14 protein-coding genes are annotated in these 20,416 nt (G+C 64.5%); 5 read left to right on the top strand and 9 right to left on the bottom strand.

Features of this window, described 5'->3' with window-relative positions; all coding sequences use genetic code 11:
- Window positions 1–15 precede the first annotated feature (15 nt).
- A complete protein-coding gene (locus JQ575_RS29250) occupies window positions 16–1,032 on the bottom strand; it encodes an amino acid ABC transporter substrate-binding protein (protein WP_212036660.1) in 1,017 nt (338 codons plus the stop codon).
- A gap of 858 nt (window positions 1,033–1,890) precedes the next feature.
- On the opposite strand from JQ575_RS29250, the gene JQ575_RS29245 reads away from it, so the two are divergent.
- From JQ575_RS29245 to JQ575_RS29230, 4 genes are read left to right on the top strand one after another with little or no spacing between them, the layout of a single operon-like run.
- Window positions 1,891–2,241 (top strand): hypothetical protein, encoded by a 351-nt coding sequence (locus tag JQ575_RS29245; RefSeq protein ID WP_212036659.1) that lies wholly within the window; start codon window positions 1,891–1,893, stop codon window positions 2,239–2,241.
- Between the two features lie 17 nt (window positions 2,242–2,258).
- A complete protein-coding gene (locus JQ575_RS29240; protein WP_409364832.1) occupies window positions 2,259–3,755 on the top strand; it encodes a type II and III secretion system protein family protein in 1,497 nt (498 codons plus the stop codon).
- Between the two features lie 38 nt (window positions 3,756–3,793).
- Window positions 3,794–4,531, top strand: coding sequence for a CpaD family pilus assembly protein (locus JQ575_RS29235; RefSeq protein WP_212036658.1), 738 nt, complete (start codon window positions 3,794–3,796; stop codon window positions 4,529–4,531).
- Window positions 4,528–5,811 carry an AAA family ATPase gene (locus tag JQ575_RS29230; protein WP_212036657.1) on the top strand — a complete coding sequence of 428 codons (1,284 nt, stop codon included), beginning with the start codon at window positions 4,528–4,530 and terminating at the stop codon, window positions 5,809–5,811. Before JQ575_RS29235 ends, JQ575_RS29230 begins: the two co-directional genes overlap by 4 nt.
- A gap of 54 nt (window positions 5,812–5,865) precedes the next feature.
- On the opposite strand, the gene JQ575_RS29225 is transcribed toward JQ575_RS29230, so the two are convergent.
- Together JQ575_RS29225 and JQ575_RS46190 are read right to left on the bottom strand one after the other, a co-directional pair.
- Window positions 5,866–6,696, bottom strand: a complete 831-nt coding sequence (locus tag JQ575_RS29225) for a tetratricopeptide repeat protein (RefSeq protein WP_212036656.1) — start codon at window positions 6,694–6,696, stop codon at window positions 5,866–5,868.
- A 163-nt stretch (window positions 6,697–6,859) separates the two neighbouring features.
- Entirely contained in the window at window positions 6,860–7,108 is a 249-nt protein-coding gene (locus JQ575_RS46190) for a PilZ domain-containing protein (protein ID WP_192735824.1), read from the bottom strand.
- A 308-nt stretch (window positions 7,109–7,416) separates the two neighbouring features.
- On the opposite strand from JQ575_RS46190, the gene JQ575_RS29215 reads away from it, so the two are divergent.
- Window positions 7,417–9,108: a Na/Pi cotransporter family protein gene (locus JQ575_RS29215; protein WP_212036655.1), complete on the top strand. Its 1,692-nt coding sequence runs from the start codon at window positions 7,417–7,419 to the stop codon at window positions 9,106–9,108.
- On the opposite strand, the gene JQ575_RS29210 is transcribed toward JQ575_RS29215, so the two are convergent.
- From JQ575_RS29210 to JQ575_RS29185, 6 genes are all read right to left on the bottom strand, one after another.
- Window positions 9,105–9,443 carry a lipid-A-disaccharide synthase N-terminal domain-containing protein gene (locus tag JQ575_RS29210; protein ID WP_192735822.1) on the bottom strand — a complete coding sequence of 113 codons (339 nt, stop codon included), beginning with the start codon at window positions 9,441–9,443 and terminating at the stop codon, window positions 9,105–9,107. The two genes, JQ575_RS29215 and JQ575_RS29210, sit on opposite strands and share 4 nt — an antisense overlap.
- Window positions 9,443–10,198, bottom strand: a complete 756-nt coding sequence (locus JQ575_RS29205) for a glycosyltransferase family 2 protein (RefSeq protein WP_212036654.1) — start codon at window positions 10,196–10,198, stop codon at window positions 9,443–9,445. The genes JQ575_RS29210 and JQ575_RS29205 overlap by 1 nt, the downstream gene beginning before the upstream one ends.
- A 92-nt stretch (window positions 10,199–10,290) precedes the next feature.
- Complete coding sequence (locus JQ575_RS29200; protein WP_212036653.1) at window positions 10,291–11,136, bottom strand: phosphatase PAP2 family protein; 846 nt, start codon at window positions 11,134–11,136, stop codon at window positions 10,291–10,293.
- A 1-nt stretch (window position 11,137) separates the two neighbouring features.
- A complete protein-coding gene (locus JQ575_RS29195; protein WP_212036652.1) occupies window positions 11,138–12,880 on the bottom strand; it encodes a glycosyltransferase family 39 protein in 1,743 nt (580 codons plus the stop codon).
- A 96-nt stretch (window positions 12,881–12,976) separates the two neighbouring features.
- Window positions 12,977–15,130, bottom strand: a complete 2,154-nt coding sequence (gene pbpC / locus JQ575_RS29190) for a penicillin-binding protein 1C (RefSeq protein WP_212036651.1) — start codon at window positions 15,128–15,130, stop codon at window positions 12,977–12,979.
- Between the two features lie 68 nt (window positions 15,131–15,198).
- Window positions 15,199–20,406 (bottom strand): alpha-2-macroglobulin, encoded by a 5,208-nt coding sequence (locus tag JQ575_RS29185; RefSeq protein WP_212036650.1) that lies wholly within the window; start codon window positions 20,404–20,406, stop codon window positions 15,199–15,201.
- Window positions 20,407–20,416: the final 10 nt, after the last annotated feature.

The following is a 20,416-nucleotide window of genomic DNA, read 5'->3' as shown; positions in this document are numbered from 1 at the left end:
GCCCTCCGCTGGCGATCAGCGAATCGGCGGCGCGTACTGGATACCCCCCTTGCTCCAAAGCGCGTTGATGCCGCGGGCAATTCCAAGCTTGGAGCCGGCGCCGACGTTGCGCTCGAAGGACTCGCCGTAATTGCCGACCGACTTCACGATCCGAGAGACCCAATCCTTGGTCAGGCCGAGCTGTTCGCCAAGATTGCCGTCGGTGCCGAATACCCGCTTCATCTCCGGCTTGTCCGATTTCGCCATCTCATCGACGTTCTTCTGGGTAATGCCCAGCTCTTCCGCGGTGATCATCGCGTAAAGCGTCCATTTCACGACGTCGAACCACTGGTCGTCGCCATGGCGCACCATCGGGCCGAGCGGCTCTTTCGAAATCACTTCGGGCAGCACGACGTGATCGGCCGGGTTCGCGAGTTTCAAACGATCGGCATAAAGGCCGGACACGTCTGTCGTGAAGACGTCACAGCGCCCGGACTCATAGGCCTTGACGGCCTCGTCGTTGGTGCCGAATGCGATCACCTCGTACTTCATGTTGTTACCCTTGAAGTAGTCGGCGAGATTTTGCTCGGTGGTGGTGCCTTGCTGCACGCAGACCGACGCGCTGTTCAATTCCAGCGCGGAATTCACCTTCAGCGCCTTCTTCACCATGAAGCCCTGGCCGTCGTAATAGGTTACGCCGGTGAAATTGGCGCCGAGCGAAGTATCGCGCGACAGCGTCCAGGTGGTGTTGCGCGACAGCACGTCGATTTCGCCGGACTGCAGCGCGGTGAAGCGATCCTTGGCCGACAGCGGCACGAACTTGATCTTGCTCGGATCGTTGAAGACCGCAGCTGCGATCGCCCGGCAAATATCAACATCCAGCCCGGTCCAGTTGCCCTTGTCGTCCGGAGACGAGAACCCCGGCAATCCCTGGCTGACGCCGCAGGACAGCATGCCACGGTCCTTGACCGTCTTGAGGGTTTGCGCCGAGGCGGCCTGGGCCGAAAGGCCGGCGGCAACGGCAAGGGTGAGAACCAGGGATACGCGTTTCATGGGCAAGGCCTTTCAGGGGTCGTGCGGGAACGTTGGCTTGTCGTCCTCGAACGCTGTTGGGCCAACCCGATGATCCCCCGACCAAAAAAGCGCCAATCTGACCCGGCAGTTTGACACGCAATACGGCCGGACAGGGATCGTAGGTCGCGGCAGGCCCCTCAACGTGCGGCGACTGGTAGTTGTGCCGTATCACAATCCGACTGGCGAGCCGGGTCAAGGGGTTGACGGCCGACTTCTGTATTCTGTGAGTAACTAAACCGGCCCCGACCCCGCCGGCCGGCGGTGTTTTGGCTATCTGTCGTGGCTGCGGCAAAACGTCTTTGATGGCGCAAACGCCTGAGTTTTTCGAACGCTCGCCCTTCCAACCCGCAAAAATCCCAAACCGGATCGGTCACCTCCGGCCGCGACGCCAAAGCCCGGGAGCACTACGAAAGTCTGATCATTGCGTGCGAGTGCGCGAGTTTATTGCACCGCGACCAAATCGGCGGCAGGCAGCCTGAGGCTACGGCTTCACATCGGCCCGTGTCGATGACCTCAAGGCCGATCGCGACCGCAGCTTCGCGGTGTTGCAGGCCGTTAGCCAGCCCCGCGATTTCTCCAAACCATCTCGCGATCTGCTGTTGCACAGCGACCGATGACGGGCGCGTGGCGCGACGACTTATCCGTAGAAATCCGGATTCTTGCAGGCGCGGACACTAACCGCGCGTTCACCATGACGGCGAATGCCGCCGTTCTCGCCACCAAATCATTCAGCCCTCAAGTTCCCTTATACCATTGCCCCGTTAGTCATGGCGGGTGGGATGGCCGTCGACGCCATGCGGATGATGGCACCCAGCGTAAGAGTAGACAGTAAAGCGTATGAATGCTGCCCGTACCGTAGTTCTAGCCAACGCTCTCAGTGCGGGCGGCGTTGCGGCCTATCTCGCCCGCGGATCGGACGAGAAACCCGCCGCTGCCGAGCCGGTCGCGCAACTGCCGACCACGGAGCTTCTCGTCGCCAAATCCGGCTCGATCGCGCGCGCCCCCTTCATCGCGGGTGAACCGATCCGATCGGAAATCATCCTGACCAACATCCGCGTGCTGGCGATCGACCAGGCCCCCAAGAAAAAAGAGGGCATGAACGCGCTGGTCGGCAAGGCCCCGAAGCGGGGCTCAAGCATCAACGTGGTTCGCTACAGCATTGCGAGCCAATCGACGGCACAGAAGTGACCGAAAGGACGCGGGGAATGAAGTTCGGGGGTAATCAGTCAGCGATGCGAACGGCTGCGGTCGGGGCCTTGTTGTTTTCGGCCATCGCCACGCTGTCGTTCAACCCGTTGGCATCTGTCGTGGCGGCCGAGCTCGACAGGGAGCTGGCCAGGGAGCTGTCGAAGGATTCAGGCAACGATCCAGTGACGACTTCTGCCGTGGGCCCGGTCAAGCAACGCTTCCTCTCCCTCGGCGTCGGCAAGTCCGTGGTGGTCGACCTGCCGCGCGACGTGAAGGATGTGCTGGTCGCGGATCCCAAGATCGCCAACGCCGTCATTCGTTCGGCGCAGCGCGCCTATATCATCGGCGCTGCGGTCGGTCAGACCAACGTGGTGTTCTTCGATGCCGACGGCCAGCAGGTCGGCTCCTACGACATCGCGGTCAAGCGCGACCTCAACGGTGTGCGGGCGGCGCTCCGGCAAACGCTGCCGGGGATCAATATCGAAGGCGTCGGTGAAGGCGTCATCCTGACCGGTTCGGTATCGAGCCCGATCGAGGCCCAGCAGGCCGGCGACCTCGCCGCGCGGCTGGTCGGCAGTGCCGACAAGGTCGTCAATTCCATCGCCGTACGCGGCCGCGACCAGGTGATGTTGAAGGTCAACGTTTCCGAAGTGCGACGCGACATCATCAAGCAGATGGGCGTCGATCTCAGTGCCAGCATGAATTACGGCACCGCGGTCGTGAACTTCAACAACAACAATCCCTTCACCGCCTACGGCCGTCCGCTGGTGTCTGACAATGGCCTCGCCGCCTCGAGCATCCTCAAGGGCCTGCCGACGGTCACCGCGACCATGCGCGCGATGGAATCCGCCGGCGTGGTCCGCACGCTGGCAGAGCCGAACCTGACGGCGATATCCGGCGAGTCCGCGACCTTCATCGCCGGCGGCGAATTTCCGATCCCCGCCGGTTATTCCTGCGATCCCGTCACGCACATCTGTACGACGCAGATCCTGTACAAGAAATTCGGCATCTCGTTGAACTTCACGCCTGTCGTGCTGAGCGAAGGACGGATCAGCCTGCGGGTGATGACCGAAGTCTCCGAACTGTCGACCGAAAATGCCATCACCCTGAACCAGAACGGCGCTGCGCTGACGATTCCCTCGATAAGGACCCGTCGCGCCGAGACCACGCTGGAAATCCCCTCCGGCGGTTCGATGGCGATGGCCGGCCTGATCCAGCAGCAGACCAAGCAGGCGGTCAACGGATTGCCAGGCGTCAACCAGCTCCCGATCCTGGGCGCCCTCTTCCGCAGCCAGGACTTCGTCAACAACGAGACAGAACTGATGGTTCTCGTCACGCCCTATGTGGTCCGCGCGGTTGCCCAGAAGGAATTGTCCCGCCCCGATGACGGGTTTGCACCGGCGTCCGATTCCCAATCGACGCTGCTGGCCCGCATCAACCGGATCTATGGCCTTGCCGCCCGCGTCGGGCCGGTCGGCGCCTATGAGGGCAATTTCGGCTTCATCATTGACTGAGACGGTACGACTCCACGGACGGGGATGAGGACAGAACCATGACAACCCAAACGAAGGTCGATCACCGCCACAGCTGGCGACTGCTCGGCGCGCTGCTCGGCCTGTCCGCTGCGCTGGGGGCCTGCCAGCAGACCGGCGAGATCGTGACCGCGACCGTTCCCACCGATTACCGTCAGCGGCATCCGATCGCCGTTCAGGAAGGTAACCGCTCGATCGTCATTTTCGTCGGGCACGCCCGCGGCGGCCTCTCGGCCCCGCAGCGCAACGACGTCATGGGACTGGCCCAGACCTGGGCCCGCGAAGGCACCGGCGCGATCATCGCCGACGTGCCGGTCAACACTGCCAATGCCCGCGCGGCCGAGGCAACGTACCAGGAAATCCGCTCGATGCTGACCGCAGGCGGCGTGCCGTCAAGCGCGATCAGGCTGCGTCATTATCAGCCGGATAACCCCCAAACGCTTCCGACCATCAAGCTGATCTATCCCAAGATCTCCGCGGTGGCCGGCCCTTGCGGCTTGTGGCCGGAGGACCTCGGTCCCAACATCTACGACACCGGTTACAATGAAAACCGGCCGTACCACAATTTTGGCTGCGCCACCCAACGCAACCTCGCCGCCATGATCGACAACCCGGCGGACCTCGAGCAGCCGCGGCCCGAAACCCCCGCCTACACGATGCGGCGCAACGCGGCCTTCGAAAAATACCGCAAGGGTGTGTCGACCACGACCACCTATCCCGAATCCGACAAAGCCAAACTGAGCGATACAGGTAAATGATCAGCCGGTCCCGAAAAGACTCCGAAGAAGAGCACGGCCTTACGCCGCCCGCCGATGAATACATTTCGCCGGCGCCGCGCGTGTCGGTGCAGGCGTTTTGCGCAACGGTGGCGACTGCCACAACGGTGCGGTCGGCCAGCGAAGACCGCCGCCTCGGTAAGGTCAATCTGTCCGTTCACATGGGCGGCATCGCGGCCGCCATCGATGCCTATCACAAGGCCCCGACGCCGAACGTGATCATGCTGGAAACCGAAGACTCCAGCGACATGCTCGACGGCCTCGACGAACTGGCCACCGTCTGCGACGCCGGCACAAGGGTCGTCGTGATCGGCAGCGCCAGCGATGTCACACCCTATCGCGAACTGGTGCGTCGCGGCGTCAGCGACTACGTGGTCGGGCCGGTCGAAACCCTCGATGTGGTGCGCGCGATCTGCAGCCTGTTTTCCTCGTCCGAAGCCGTCGCGGTCGGCCGCATCGTCGCCGTTGTCGGCGCCAAGGGCGGCGTCGGTTCATCCACGGTGGCGCACAATGTGGCCTGGGCGATCGCACGCGACCTGGCGCTGGATTCCGTCGTGATCGACCTCGATCTGGCGTTCGGCACCGCCGGCCTCGACTACAACCAAGACCCGATACAGGGGATCGCCAACGCGCTGTTCCAGCAGGATCGGCCCGACAGCGCGCTGATGGAGCGCCTGCTCGCGAAATGCTCCGAGCGTCTCAGCCTGCTGGCAGCCCCCGCGACGCTCGAACAGGTCTACGATTTCGGCGCGGACGCCTTCGATGCGATCTTCGATACGCTGCGCATGACCACCCCCTGCATCGTGCTCGATGTCCCGCATCAATGGTCGGCATGGACCAAGCGCGCGCTGGTCGGCGCGGACGATATTCTGATCGTTGCCGAACCTGATCTCGCCAACATGCGCAACGCCAAGAACATGCTGAACGTGCTCAAGGCAGCCCGGCCCAACGACCGGCCGCCGCTCTATTGTCTCAACCAGGTCGGGATGCACAAGCGCCCGGAAATCACGCCGCGCGAATTCGCCAAGGCGATCGAGAGCCAGCCCATTGCGACCATCCCGTTCGATTCAAAGATGTTCGGCATGGCGGCCAATAACGGCCAGATGATCCAGCAAATCTCCGCCGGTCATCGCACCACCACGATGTTCCTGCAGATGGCGCAACGTCTGACGGGTCACGCCGTGACCAAGAGATCACGCGGTTCGCTGCTGGCGCCGATCATGCCGATCATCAACAAGCTGCGCGCCGGCGGCAGCCGCTAAGGCGCGGCGGGCAACAACGGGACGGGGCGCACGCCTCCGCCCGTTCGCCCGCGGTCAATTCGAACGCCCGGACGCAGCGCCTGGCATCTTGCCGCCCATTTCGGCGCGCGCATTCTCCTTGCGCGACAGCATCAGCTTCAACTGCGCGACGTTGGCGGCCGCTTCCTCGGGCGGAAGGTCGGCCTTCGCGATCTTTTCAGCCTCGGCCGTGTTACCCCGCAGGCCGACCACCAGCGCCAGATTGGCCCGCACGCGCGCATCATTGCCCGCACGGCTATGGGCGCGGCGCAACGTCTCCTCCGCCTTCGGCAGGTCTTTTGAAAGCACGTAAGACAGGCCGAGATTGGACAGCACCGACGGTTGGTCGGGTATGATCCTCAGCGCGCTCGAATAATACTGCCGCGCTTCCTCGTAGCGGCCGAGTTGGTCGAGCACCGCACCTTGCGCGGAGAGTATCCGCCAATCCGGATTGTCGGGGGTGTGGGCGCGGCCGAGCACGTCGAAGGCCTGCTGGAAATTGCCATTGTCGGCGAGCGCCCGGCCGTAGCCGGCGAGCAGCGCCTTGTTGCCGGAATGGGCGATGGTCGCCTGCTCCAGCACCGCGACCGCCTGCGACTTCTGTCCGGTGGCGCGCAACGCCTTGCCATACTGCAGGGCCGCGTCGGCATCCTTCGGGTTGGCACGATAGCGCGCCTCGAAAACCTCAACGTCGCGGCGCGGATCGACGGCACGGCCGGTTTCGGCTTTCTCACCGAGCGAGCCCGTGACATCCGACGACGTCACGGCGGTCTGGCAGCCGCTAAGCCCCAGCGTGAGAATCGCCGCGGATGATGTACACGCAAGAAGTCGCGCGAATTCAGATGCTTGGAACAATTTCTGGAACATTTACTGGACCCGCGCCGGCGACTGTCCAGAATGCTCACAGCTTAACCCTAAATTCGGGTTAAGCAGGCCGTCTTTACGGTAATGGGCGGCCGCAACGGCCTGTTTAGCATCGGCTAGGCGGCTACGGGCCGGGCTCTGATCCCGGCCTCGCCGCATTCCTGTACTAGTCGACGAATTGCGCGCCGAGTTCGCAGCCGATCCGCCATGCGAGCTTGCACTGGCGCGGCCGCTGACCGGTCGAGAAAATCACGGTGAACTCGGGGGGAATCTCCGGATATTCGGCGATAATCTTCACTCCGCCGTCCGACACGTCCGTGATCATGCAGTCGCGCGGCAGCCCGCCGGTCCCAAACTGTATCTTCGCAAAGTTTCTACACACACGACGTTCGCTTCTGCGGCGATTCGCTAACATCTTTGCCCCTGGCCCTGATCGAGAAAATTGGTGTCTTTCGTTTACAGAAGAATTGTTGGAATTGGCCTAGCGGAACCGATCGCAATGTAATCGAAGTGTAGCGGTTGTTTTCCAGCTCTGCTTACCCTGCGCTTATGCAGACACGCTCGCGGGTTCACGCCGATCGCGCCATCGATAGCTGCCTTTGGCGCCTGCCGGCACGTGCTCAGCCTGCGGTACGCCAGCAATTTTCGGCAAATTAAAGGGTTGATCCGCGCCCTTTTGGCGATAGCCTGAACTTTCGACTCGCGCTGCCGGAAGCTATTCGCATGGGAACTGTCGTACTTCTCGACCTGATGGGTGGCGTTGCGCTGTTGCTGTGGGGCCTGCACATGGTCCATAGCGGCATCCTGCGCGCGTTCGGCCCTGACCTGCGTCAATTGCTGGCGAAGGGGCTCAACAACCGCTTCACCGCCTTTGCGGCCGGCCTCGGTCTGACGGCGCTGCTCCAGAGCAGCACCGCGACGGCGCTGATCACAAGCTCGTTCACGTCGGAAGGCCTGGTCAGCCTGGTGCCGGCGCTTGCCATCATGCTCGGCGCCAATGTCGGCACCACGCTGATCGTGCAGATCCTGTCGTTCAAAATCGCCGCCGTCGCCCCCGTCCTGTTCATCATCGGTCTGGTGGCGTTCCGCACCGGACCGCGCTCGCGCATCAAGGATATCGGCCGCGTCTCGATCGGGCTTGGACTGATGCTGCTGGCGCTGCACATCCTCCTCGACACGCTGGCGCCGGCCGAAAACGCGCCGGGCATGCGCGTGTTCATGAACGCCATCACCGGCGATCCCGTGCTCTGCATCGGGGTCGGTGCGGTCGTGACCTGGGTGGTGCATTCCAGCGTCGCCAGCGTGCTGTTGGTGATGTCGCTGGCATTTGCGCATTTCATTACGCCGGTGGCGGCATTGGCGCTGGTGCTCGGCGCCAACCTCGGCAGCGCGATCAATCCGATTGTCGAAGGCGCCCGCCGCGACAACCCCGCCAGCTACCGCCTGCCGCTGGGTAATCTTGCCAACCGGGTGATCGGCATCGCACTGGTGGCGCCGTTCCTGAACCCGATCGCGGAGCTGATGCAGTCATGGCAGCCGGACCCCGCCAAGGCCACGGCGCAATTCCATATCGTGTTCAACGTCGCGACCGCGATCGTCTTCATCGGCCTGCTCGACGGCATGGCGCGGCTGTTGAAAAAGCTGCTGCCGACGCGCGTCCGGGAGACCGACCCGCTCGGGCCGCGCTATCTCGACGAGAGCGCGCTGGAGACCCCTTCCTTGGCGCTGGCAGACGCCGCGCGTGAAACGCTGCATATGGGCGACCATGTCGAGGTCATGCTGCGCAAGGTGATGGCGGCGATGATGACCAACGACCGGGCGCTGGTCGACCAGGTCTCGCAGATGGACAACAGCGTCGACAGCCTCGACGAGGCGATCAAGCTCTATGTCACCAAGCTCACCCGCGGCAGCCTCGACGAGCGCGAGGGACAGCGGGCGATGGAGATCGTCTCCTTCGCCATCAACCTCGAACATATCGGCGACATCATCGACAAGAATCTGAGCGAGCTTGCGACCAAGAAGATCAAGCGCCGGTTCCAGTTCTCGGCCGAGGGCGCCGAAGAGCTCTCGGCCTTCCACAAGCGCACGATGGATTCGCTGCGGATCGCGTTCGGCGTCTTCATGTCCGGCGACGTCAATGAAGCCCGCAAGCTGCTGGCCGAGAAGGCCGCGCTGCGCAACGCCGAGCTTGCCGCCACCGAGCGGCATCTCGACCGGCTGCGCGAGGGCCGACCCGAGAGCATCGAGACGACCTCGCTTCATCTCGACGTGCTGCGCGATCTCCGGCGGATTCACTCCCATATCTGCTCGGTCGCCTACCCCGTGCTCGATGCCGCCGGTGAACTTGCCGCCTATCGTGCTACCGAAAGCGACGTGGCGGCGCTGCCCGCACCGGCCGCAGGACGCAGCGGTTAGCGATCCAGCGTCTTCGACGCGCTGGCGCGGTTCTTCACGATCAGCATGATGTTTCGGATGTAGATGATGGTGGCCAATGACTGGCCGAGGATGATGACGGGTTCGCGCTTGGCGACGCCGTAGACCAGCGTCATCATCCCGCCGCCCATCGAGAAGAACCAGAACGCCATCGGCACCACGCTCTGTCCGGCGCGCTCGCTCGAGATCCACTGCACCAGGAAGCGCGCGGTGAACAGCAATTGCGCGACCAGGCCGAACGCCAGCCAGAAATCGAACTTGGCGACGAACACGTCGTAAAGGTAATCGCCGAGCGCCTGCCCGTATTGAATCAGCATCAGGTCACCTCGGTCGCAATGGGCGTCGGCTTCTTGCGGCGGATCAGCCACCACACGCCGGCCAGATCCATGATCCCGATCCATAGCCGGTCAAAGAAGCCGTAATTTGATACGCCGGAATGGCGCGGGCGGTCGATCACATCGACGTAAGCGATGCCAAAACCCTCGCGGCGCACCAGCGCCGGCAGGAAACGATGCAGCCCGTCGAAATAAGGCATCGACAGGAATACCTCGCGCGGAAAGGCCTTCAGCCCGCAGCCGGTATCGCGGGTGCCGTCGCTCAAAATCCCGTTGCGCACGGCATTGGCGATCCGCGACTGCATCTTCTTGAAACCGGTGTCCTTGCGTCCGACCCGCTGGCCCGCGGCAAGGCCGATGCGGCCGCCGCCGCTCTCGACCGCCGAAATCAGATCCGGCAGGAACGCCGGATTGTTCTGTCCGTCGCCGTCCAGCGTCGCCACGATGGCACCGCGCGCCGCACGAACGCCGCTGCGCACCGCCGCCGATTGTCCGGAGGATTTGTCATGCCGGAGCTGCCGGAGACTGCCGTGCACCTTCATCAGCGCTTTGAGCCGCTCGGCGGTGGCATCGGTCGAGCCGTCATTGACATAGATGATCTCATAGGCCCAGCGGCCATCCAGCGCGGCCGTGATTTCCGCAATCAGCGGCGCGACGTTGTCGGCCTCGTTGCGCACGGGCACAACGATGGAAACGGCCACCGCGGCTTGGTCGGAAGAAGGCAAATCGGCACTCATCGGTTGGCTGGGGGTGGATCGGCTTGCATAGTCCTGAAGCCTCGGACCTGAAGCTGGAACCGGTTCCGTCAGGCGCTTCGCGGCGTCCGCTTTTATGGGGCGAATGGGCCCCGGGCAACCCTTTTGAGGCGTCCCGACGAGGGTCCAACCAGCGCCACAATGGTGCCGTCCTGGTGGATCGCAAAGCCAAGTCTGCGGGCGGCAAACCAGTAACGTACGAACATCGCGCCGATCGTGCCAACCAGCGCGCCTGCGACCACGTCGCTCGGATGATGGGCCAGCAACACCAGACGGGTTGCACAGATGACGAGGGCATAGACGAGCATCGTGGTCCGCGCCTGCGGCCACAGTGCCGACACCGCGAAAGCAAGTGCGAAGGCACATGTCGCGTGGCCGGAGGGAAAGCTGGAATAGGCCCCCGTTCCCGCGAAGTGCGAGAAATGGAACACGTTGCCTTCGCCGCCGACGAATGGGCGGCCACGGCCGACGCACCATTTGATTACTTCGGTGATCAACGTCGACACCAGCACCGCGCAGAACAGGAACTGCAAACGGGTGCCGAGACCGAGCAACAGCGAGCGCTGAATGCCCATGAACGCGGGAGCTGCGATCGCAACCAGGATCAACAGCGCGCCCAGCGCCGTCAGCACATATTCATCCTTGCCGAAATCAGTGAGGATGCGCATCCACCACAGCGCGGGCGTGCCCCGCTTCGGCATCTGGCCGATCTCCCAAGCATCGAGCACGAACATCAACGCAATGATGGCGGCCCCGAGGCCGGCCGACAGCAGCAACGCGTGACGCGCCGCCCGGCGGCCCGCCTCGGCCCGCCGCGAGTGTGACGGCGTACGCACGAGCTGGGCCAGCGAGCGCCACCCCAGCACCACAAAGCGCGAGAGATAGTTTTGGGATTCGGCGATGACGGTCGGCGCTGGCATCTTATTCTGTGCCTTCGGAGCGGAAGATTGCGATTGAAACCGCCTTGCCCTGCGAGATGTTATAACCCTCGACACGCGTCGCCACGTTATAGCGCAGCCCGATCGCTTCGGCGCGCTGGACAAAACCGCGCTCCGAGCGCGATTCCACCAACGCAAAGCGGCAGGTGCCCTGCCCCAGGAAATCCGCGGCGCCCGATCCGTCGGTGAGCAGCGTACTGGTTCCGGTCATGAAGACGAGACTTGGTTCGTGGAAACCGGCAGCCGCGGCCTTCGGTCCGACGCAGACGACGTTGCGCAGCGCTCGCGCGATGCCTGCGCTCGGAAACAGCGTCGTCAACGAAGGCAACACGATGCCATAGACGGCGATCGCCAGACACATCGCTGCAAATACGGCATGCAACAGCGAGCGCTCGGCGCGGCTTTCCTCGAACAGCCACCAGGCGATGAGGCCGAAGATCATCGCAGCCGCCAGCACCGGCCAGGCCGGAAACACCGGCTGATGCGTCAGCTTGATCGCCGCGACAATCGCGATCACGGCCGTAATCGCGGGGATCGCAAACCACCAGGCCGCGCCGCGCCTCAGCCAGGAGCGCGACAACACCCGGCGCTCCAAGGCGCCGACGGTCAGGATGGCGATGGCCGGATAGAGCGGCAGCACGTAGTGCGGAAGCTTGGTCATCACCAGTTCGAACACGATCCATGACGGTACCAGCCAGGCCAGCAGATACTGCGCGCCAGGCTCGCGCCGGGCCCGCCACACCGCCGGGGCCGCCATCCCCGCCAGCGGCGCACCGGGCCAGAACGTCACCCAGAACAGCAGCAGATACAGGCCGGGAGGCGCGCCATGGGACTCCTGCGCGGCGAGCTTGCTCAGCATGTCGCCGCCGAGCGAATTGGTGAAGAACGCATCGCCCGCGCGCCAGAAAATCGCGACGAACCACGGCAGCACCAGTACCAGCGTCCACATCAGGCCCCAGACCGGGCGCATGCGCCACAGCCAGACCGCCGAGCGGTCGAGGATCGCCAGCGCCGCGATGGTCAATCCCACGAACATCAGGATCAGCGGGCCCTTGAGCAGGATGCCCCCGGCCAGTGCGGTCCAGAAAATCGCAGGCGAACTCCACGGTGGCCGCGCCGGATCCTCGCCGCGCTGCCAGGACAGGTAGACCCGCGCCATCGCCCCCATCGCGGCGGTGACTGACAGCAGCAGCATCGCATCGGTCTTGGCGAGCCGCGCTTCGGCGCCGAGCAGGACGCAGCTGCACATCATCAGCGCCGCCAGCGCGGCGCCGCTCCGCGTCACGAAGGCGAGCGCCGTCCAGTAGGTCAGCAGGACCGCGCCGATCGCGCCAATAAGAGAGGGAACGCGATAGAGCCAGATGCGCAATTCCGCCCGCGGCAGGCCGAGCTTTGAGGCGGTTTCGACCACAGCTGCCTGCATCCAGTAAATGCCGACCGGCTTCTTGTAGCGGACGTCATCCTGAAAGCGGATGTCAACATATTCGTCGCTTTCGACCATCTGCTTGGTCGCCTGTGCAAACCGCGCCTCATCGCGGTCGATGGCCGGAATCGTGAAGAAACCGGGCACGAAAAGCACGATGGCACACAGCGTCAGGAAGATAATCGCGCGGAAATGGCTGGCCGTGGCGAAGTCAAACGCGGCGAGCAGCCTGCGGCTGGAATTCGCAGGTTTCACAGACTGTTGGCCTGCTCCAAATCGCCGGGGTTGCACGGTTTCAACCATCTTGTTCGCATACGATGAAACCGCACTGCAAACAACACCGCAGTTCCCGCTATTCGGCGGTCTCCCCGGCCCCATGATCGGTCAAATTGTACCTGTTCATTGCACCCGGATCACCACGGTGTCCGCTGCACCCGTCGCGTCGATGACCGTGAGGCGTGCAAAGCCGGGCCCGGGCGGCTCGACCAGGCGTTGACGCCGGCTGCCGATCTCGCCGACCGCGATACCGTTCACCAGCATGGTCAGCGGTAGCACACCGCCGGCGACTTTGACCGGCATCGCCGAGAATTGCCCGTCGTTGGAACGGTCAACGTCGATCCGTGAACCGTTCAGCGGAAACTGGATGCGCGGCGCCTGATCGCCGCCGGTGCGGACCAGTTCGCCGACGGGGCGGAAGCGCCGCAGCGGCACCGGAAGCTTGGCGTTACCAGCGATCAGCGCACCCTTCGGCGGTTTCGGCAATGCCGCCGGTATCTTTCCGGTGCGGGCGAAAGCGTCGAACAGGATCGGTGCGGCGGCGGTACGGCCGGCCAGCCCGGCCACCGGCGCGCCGTCGGGACGCCCGACCCATACGCCGATGGTGATGCGGCCGTCGAAACCGAGCGACCAGGCGTCGCGATAGCCGTAGCTGGTGCCGGTCTTGAAGGCGATGCGGTTGTGCACGCCGTTTTCCGGCGGCGGCGTGCCGATCAGGACGTTGCCGACCTGCCAGGCTGCGGCCTGATCCATCAAGCGCATCGGATCGCGCTCGTCTTTGTCGATCATGATCTCACGCAGCGGTTTGGTGGTGCCGAGCCGCGCCAGCCCGGCATAGAGCTGCGCCAGATCCTGCAGGGTAACGCCGACGCCGCCGAGTCCCATGGCAAGGCCCGGCGCTTCGTCTTTCGGCAGCACCAGATTGCCGCCGGCCTGCTTCAGCCGCGACGACAGCCGGCTCGAGCCGACGCGGTCGAGCAGTGCGATCGCCGGCACGTTCAGGGACAGTTGCAGCGCCTTGCGCACGGGCACCGTGCCCTGAAACGTCATGTCGAAATTTTCGGGCGCGTAGGAGCCGAACCGGATCGGACGATCGTCAATCAGGCTTTCCGGATGCACAAAGCCGTCTTCGAAGGCGAGACCGTAGATGAAGGGCTTTAGCGTCGATCCCGGCGAACGCACAGCGCGGGTCATGTCGACCTGCCCGGCACGCCTCTCGTCGAAATAATCCGATGAGCCGACCCGCGCCAATACGTCGCCGCTTTCATTGTCGACCGCGATCATCGCCACCGAAATGTTCGGCCCCTGCGCGATCGCCCGGTCGCGCGCCAGCGCTTCAAGGGTCTTCTGCAGGCCTGCTTCCAGCGTCAGCTTGATGACCGGCGTATCCTTCACCGTCGCCATCGACTGATCGGAGGAATGCGGCGCCAATATCGGCATCGGCTTGCGCAGTCGGGGCACATTGACGGCCTTGGCCTGAACCGCATCCTCTTCGGTTACGCGCTGCTCATTCGCCATGCGTTCGAGTACGCGGTCGCGCGCGGCGCGGGCGACCTCGGGATGGCGGTCGAGGCGGCGGGTCTCCGGCGATTGCGGCAGCGCCACCAAAAGCGCAGCTTCCGCCAGCGACAGCCGCTTCGGCTCCTTGCCGAAATAGGCGATCGACGCGGCACGGACGCCCTCAAGATTGCCGCCGAACGGCGCCAGCGCCAGATAGAGATCGAGGATTTGATCCTTGTTCAATTGCCGCTCGATCTGGATCGCGCGCACCATCTGGCGGAGCTTGGCGTAGACCGAGCGTTCCCGCCGCGGCTCCATCAGCCGCGCCAATTGCATCGTAATCGTCGAACCGCCTGACACGATATGGCCGCGCGTCACCAGCTGAAGCGCGGCACGGCCGAGCGCCAGCGGATCGACCCCGCGATGCGAATGGAAGCGGCGGTCTTCATACGCCAGCAACAGCTTGAGATATCCGGGATCGACGCCGGTCTTGGCATCGACCGGCAGTCGCCAGCGGCCGTCGGCCATCGCATAGGCCCGCAGCAGTTTGCCGTTGCGGTCGACGATCGAGGTCGAGACCTTGCGCGCCTGCTCCAGCGGCAGCGGGCCGAGCGAGGCGACCCACCCGGCGAACGCGCCGGACGTGGCGACGAGAACGACAGCCACCGCCGATACGAAGCGAATGATGCGTCGCCTACCACCACCGTCATGGCCGGGCTTGTCCCGGCCATCCACGTCTTGCTTCGTGTCAACAAAAGTCGTGGATGCCCGGGACATCTGCGCGAAGACGCGCTTCGCGCTTTTGCCCGGGCATGACGAAGACCTTTGCTGGCGTCGCCCTGCACTCATTTGGCCGGACGTACCTCCACGGTGCCGGTGCCGGTGCGGCCATAGCGCGAGGGGTTGTACATGTCCTCGACATAGGCCTGCGGCAACACGTATTTGCCGGGGGAAACCGCGCGCACGACATAGGCGACGGTGAACACCGCCGTGTCGTCGCTGGCACGATCGATGGCCGCAGTGAAGCGGTCATCACGGAACTCGGTATTCTCGGGCTCCTCGCCGTCCTCGATCCAGTCCAGCGTGTTTTTGTCGCCGGATGAAACCAGCCGCGGATTGTCGATCTCGAGGCCGGCCGGCAGATAATCGGCCACCATGATGTGCCCGTACTCCGGCTTGGCCTCGGTGATCTTCAGCACCACCGCGAAGCGGTCGTTCTGCTTGGCCTTGCTGATATCGGCGGGCTTGCCGTCGAGCGTGAAGTAATTGCGCTCGATCTTGAAGCCGTTCGAGGCCGCGGGCTCCGGGGTGACCGGCGAACCCGAGACCGAGACCACCGCCTGTACCGGTGCGTCGCCGGTGTTGGTGATCTTGACCGGCTTGCCCGCCATCTGCTCGGCCTTGTAGCTGCGATAGGCCGCCGTCTTGATCGGCGAACCATCGATATCGAGCGCCATCGTCTCCTTCGAGAGCGCGCGCGAAGCCAGAACCAGCCAGGCGTTTTCCTGCGTCGAGGTATAGGGCGTCAGTCCCCGCGCCACTTCGACCCGCTGCACCGCCTGCGTCAGCGTCGCCCGCGGGGCGTTGCCTTCGCTGGCGAGCGAGACCAGCGCTGCGGCATCGCGTAAAGCGCTGCCATAGTCGACCCGGCCGAACTCGATCACGGGCTTCGGCGCCAGTGCATCGAGCGCTGCGCCGTAGACGCGCTGCGCCCTCGCCTTGTCGCCGACCAGCGCCAGCGCCGCCGCCAATTGCGACTTCGCAATCGGCGTCGCCAGATTGTTCAGCTTGGTGTCGGCGAGATAGCGCAGGTCGCCGATTGGGGCGGCGCCGTTGCGGGCGAGCACGTAGAGGCCGTAGGCCAGATCGCGGCCGCCGTCCTTTTCGGGCTCGTTGGCGTTGACCACGGAGTTGCGGATGCGGTCGAGCGCGCTCTTGAACAGCACATCCGGCACCGCAAAGCCCTTCTCACGGGCGCGGGTCAGGAAGTCAGTCACATAGGCATCGAGCCAGGCGTCATCGCCGCCCGCCGACCACAGGCCGAACGAGCCGTTCGAGCCCTGACGCGCCAGCAGCCGCTCGATCGCGTCCCGGATGCGCTGATCGACTGCGGTGTCCATCGCCAGATGGGCGCCCGCGGCGAGGTCGTTGACGTAGAGCAGCGGCATCGCGCGGCTGGTGATCTGTTCGGAACAGCCGTGGGGATAACGATCCAATGCCTTCAGGATGGTCGCCGCATCGAGTGCGGTGGACAGGCTGACCGAGAGCGACACGCTGCCCGTTCCCGACACCAGGTCGGTGAACATGTCCGAGGTCAGCGTCAGGCTCTCGCCCTTGGCCAGGGTGCGGATCGAGCGGCGCGCCAGGACCTGCGTCGCCGCCTTGACGTCGAGCGCATAGTGCCGCGCCAGCGCCAGGCCGTTCGGCCCCTTGATGTCGACGTCGAAATTGGCGGTGCCGGCGCCACCGCCGTCGATCGCCAGCGACATCGAGGTCCGCTGCTTGGCGGCGAGCTTCACCGTGGTGCTGGGATTGCCCGACACCTTCACCGGGCCCGTCGTCTTGACGTTGATGGTGTAGTCGCCGGCTGCGCCCTCGACGTTGTCGAGGTCGAAGCTCATGGTGCCGCGGTCGCCATTGAGCAGGAAGCGCGGCAGCGTCGCCGTCAGCACCACGGGATCGCGCACGGTGACGTCGGTCGTGGCCCGGCCGAGCCGGGTCGAACTCCAGGCTACCGCCATGACACGCGCGGTACCGGCGAACTCCGGAATGTCAAAGCTGATCTCGGCAGACCCGTCGGGTCCAACCGTGACGATGCCGGAATAGAGCGCGAGCGGTTTCTGGGTGGGCGGTGAGCCCTGCAGCTCGGCGCCGGCACCGTCACCGCCGGTCTTGAGCTGGCCGCGGGTGCCCTGCATGCCGTCGATCAATTGCCCATAGAGGTCGCGGATCTCCGACGTCAGGCGGCGCTGGCCGAGATAGAAATCATCCGGCGCCGGCGGCTTGTAATTGGTCAGGTTGAGAATGCCGACATCGACCGCGGCGACCACGACCTTGGCGTCTTCGCCGGGGTTGAGCCCGCCGAGCTTGACCGGAATCTTCAGCGCGGTGCCGGGGCGGACCAGCGGCGGGGGCGAGAGCGCCACCTGCAACGTGCGGGCCTTCTTGTCGATGCCGAACCATTTCAGGCCGATCGCCCGTCCGGGCATCCGCAGGGCCGCGGCATCGAGCGGACGGCGCAACGTCGCCAGCACATAGGCGCCGGTGCCCCAATCCTTGCCGACAGTCAGCTTGACCTGCTGGGTGCCTTCCTTGACGTCCACAGTCTGGGTGGTGAGCAGGCGGTCGCCCAGGACGTTGATGGTCAGCTTGCCGGCCGTGCGGGCGTTGACCGACACCACCATGGTGTCGCCGGAGGCGTATTCCGGCTTGTCGATCGAGGTTTCGAGCAGATCGGGGGTGTCGGCGCTGCCGTCCGAATACCAGCCGACGTCGAACTGGACCGAGGTGACCGGGCCGTCCGCCTCGGATGATTTGACGTCGAGGCGGTAGCGGCCGGGCTGCGGCGGCAGCGACACCCGCGCCGCCTTGTCGGCCGTGAGCGTCAGGTCGCCATCGGCGACGCGCGAGGTCGATTTGACCGGCTCATATTCCCAGGACGAATTCTGCCGGTACCACTGGTAACGGGATTCCATCTTCAGGAGTTCGTAACGCAGGCCGTCACGCGGCAATTGTTTGCCGTCAGGGGCGACGAACACCACGTCGAATTCGGCCTTGTCGCCCTCGGCGACGCTCTTGTCGCCGAACAGCGGCTTGATGCCGATCAAGGGCGTGGCAGGCGCCACGGGGAGCACCAGCTTGCGCTCGACGGCACGGCCGCCGGCCTCCGCCATCCGGATGAAGATTTGCGCTTCCTGCGGGCGGGTCGAAGTTGGCGCCTTGGCCAGCGACACCGGGAACGTCGCCACGCCATTGGCGTCGGCCTCCGGCAGGCTCTCAATAGGTGTGCGCTCGTTGCTGGCAGTTTCCTCGTCGGCGACGCCGAACTGGTAGCCGGGATAGCCGGGCCGCCCGGAGGCTGCCGAGGTGACCAGCATGTCGCCTTCGAGCTGCAGGCCGGATGCCGGGGCGCCGTAAAGGAAACGACCATCGACCTTAAGTTCAACTGGAACTTCAGCTTTGATCATTTTCTCCTTGCTTGAGATGTTGAATTCGATCCGTTCGGGGATGTAGTCCTCGACCATGAAGGTGGTCTCACCGACCGCCGACCCCTTGGGGTCCGTGAAGGCGCGTACCCGCCAGGTCCCGGTCGGGACCGCGGAATTGAGCGGAACCACCATGCTCCGGCCACCGGCGCCCTGATCGGGCAGCACGGCGCGGCGGAATTCGACGCCATCCGGGCGTTCGATGACGAGGGTGAGCGGTCCGCCCGCCATGGCGTTGCCCTGCCCGTCGCGCAGCAACGCGGTGAGATAGACGGTCTCGGTGGAACGATAGACCCCGCGCTCGGCGTAGACGAACGCATCGGCGCCCGCCGGCACCACCCGACCTGACACGCCGCGGTCAGTGAGGTCGAACGCATTGGTTTTGAGGCTCAGGAAAGCGTAGTCCGACTTCTCGCTCATGACCGTCAGCAACGCCGGCGACAGCCCGCCCTCGCCGCGCGCCAATCCAGCCTCGAACAGCACGTGGCCGGAATCGTCGGTCTTGCGGGTCGCCAGGATCTCGTTGTTGCGGGCGATCAGCCGAACCTCGGCCTTGCCGACCGCCTCGGTGGAGGCCAGCGAATTGACGAAGACGTGGATGCCGTCATTGCCTGAAAACGCCGACAGGCCCATGTCGGAGAGGATGAACCATTGCGTCGCCAGCCTTCCGTCATCATCGCTGCCGGGGCCTTTGGCTGACGCCGTCATCACATAGACGCCCGGCTGCAGGTCGCCGAGCGCCTGGTCGACCGGGAACGCGGTAATGACGTCCTGGTTGAGCGTGGTGGCGGTGGCGAGTTCGCCGGTCCAGACCTTGACGCCCTTCTCGTCGCCGAGATCGCCGAGCTGGTAGCTCGACAGCGTCTTCTGGAAGTCGCTGTCGATCACCGTATTGATCAGGTTACGGTCGCCGATCCGGAACACGTTGACGTTCACCGCAGGCGTATTGACGCTGACCAGCGGGATGCCGCGCTGGCCGGTGCGCGGCAGCACATAGGCGCGTCCGGTAAAGCGCACGAACGGCTTGCGGTCACGGACATAGATGTTGAATTCGGCCGATTTCGGCAGGGTTTCCTTGACCGTGGACGGCAGGCCGGCACGGAGATTGATGTTGTAGCGCTCGCCATGCTTCAGGCCGTCGACGCAAAGCTGCTTGCCCTCGGCCGACAGCGCCGGCTTGTCGGTGCCGGCCAGCGCCAGGAACGGCGCAAAATCGACCCGTTTTGCCAGATCTTCAGAGAACTGGAAGCACGCCCGCGGTGACGCGCCGTCGGAGTCCACTGTGTAATCCAGAAGGCGAAAACCGTGCTGATCGCGCATCTTCTCATATTGGCCGCGCACCTCGGCGACCTCTCGCATGTCGAGCGACAGGCGCAGCGCATCCAGCGCCGGGCGCCAGAGCTTGCGGTCGGACATCGCCCGGCCCAGCACCGCCAGCGCATCGGCCTCCTCAGCGACGTTGCCGGCGCGCTGATAGGCGATGTAGGCGGCGGTTGAGGCGCGCTCGAGCAGGAAAGTCTGTTCGCTCGAGCTTGCGGAGCGGATCTGGAAGATGGTCTTGGCGAGTTTGAGCCAGTTGGCGCTGTCCTCCGGCGTGGTGGCCGCGATCTGTCCGAGGATTTGCAACCCGGTGCGGAAGTCGGAACGCTTGAAGGCGGTATCCGCATCGGTCCGCAGCGTCGCGCTGGATTTGGCGACCGGCCCCGCCTCGCTCTTGATCTGGGCCTCCAGCTTGACCGCGGAATCGGCGAGATCGTCGCGTTTGAAGGCTTTGTCTGCTGCCTGCGCTGCGACCAGGCCAAGCGCCATCGTGGCGCAAACGACTGTGGCGCGAACCAAACCGATCATGATGGAGCTC

Source organism: Bradyrhizobium sp. JYMT SZCCT0428, from assembly GCF_018131075.1.
In the GTDB taxonomy this organism is placed as follows: Bacteria; Pseudomonadota; Alphaproteobacteria; order Rhizobiales; family Xanthobacteraceae; genus Bradyrhizobium.
The sequence above is the reverse complement of the archived record's forward strand: the minus strand, read 5'-3'. Positions and strand labels throughout refer to the sequence as shown.

What these genes read in the sequence shown, in the direction of transcription:
- JQ575_RS29250 (WP_212036660.1), bottom strand. Translation starts at nt 1,032, where the DNA reads ATGAAACGCGTATCCCTGGTTCTCACCCTTGCCGTTGCCGCCGGCCTT.
- JQ575_RS29245 (WP_212036659.1), top strand. Translation starts at nt 1,891, where the DNA reads ATGAATGCTGCCCGTACCGTAGTTCTAGCCAACGCTCTCAGTGCGGGC.
- JQ575_RS29240 (WP_409364832.1), top strand. Translation starts at nt 2,259, where the DNA reads ATGAAGTTCGGGGGTAATCAGTCAGCGATGCGAACGGCTGCGGTCGGG.
- JQ575_RS29235 (WP_212036658.1), top strand. Translation starts at nt 3,794, where the DNA reads ATGACAACCCAAACGAAGGTCGATCACCGCCACAGCTGGCGACTGCTC.
- JQ575_RS29230 (WP_212036657.1), top strand. Translation starts at nt 4,528, where the DNA reads ATGATCAGCCGGTCCCGAAAAGACTCCGAAGAAGAGCACGGCCTTACG.
- JQ575_RS29225 (WP_212036656.1), bottom strand. Translation starts at nt 6,696, where the DNA reads ATGTTCCAGAAATTGTTCCAAGCATCTGAATTCGCGCGACTTCTTGCG.
- JQ575_RS46190 (WP_192735824.1), bottom strand. Translation starts at nt 7,108, where the DNA reads ATGTTAGCGAATCGCCGCAGAAGCGAACGTCGTGTGTGTAGAAACTTT.
- JQ575_RS29215 (WP_212036655.1), top strand. Translation starts at nt 7,417, where the DNA reads ATGGGAACTGTCGTACTTCTCGACCTGATGGGTGGCGTTGCGCTGTTG.
- JQ575_RS29210 (WP_192735822.1), bottom strand. Translation starts at nt 9,443, where the DNA reads ATGCTGATTCAATACGGGCAGGCGCTCGGCGATTACCTTTACGACGTG.
- JQ575_RS29205 (WP_212036654.1), bottom strand. Translation starts at nt 10,198, where the DNA reads ATGAGTGCCGATTTGCCTTCTTCCGACCAAGCCGCGGTGGCCGTTTCC.
- JQ575_RS29200 (WP_212036653.1), bottom strand. Translation starts at nt 11,136, where the DNA reads ATGCCAGCGCCGACCGTCATCGCCGAATCCCAAAACTATCTCTCGCGC.
- JQ575_RS29195 (WP_212036652.1), bottom strand. Translation starts at nt 12,880, where the DNA reads ATGGTTGAAACCGTGCAACCCCGGCGATTTGGAGCAGGCCAACAGTCT.
- pbpC (WP_212036651.1), bottom strand. Translation starts at nt 15,130, where the DNA reads ATGTCCCGGGCATCCACGACTTTTGTTGACACGAAGCAAGACGTGGAT.
- JQ575_RS29185 (WP_212036650.1), bottom strand. Translation starts at nt 20,406, where the DNA reads ATGATCGGTTTGGTTCGCGCCACAGTCGTTTGCGCCACGATGGCGCTT.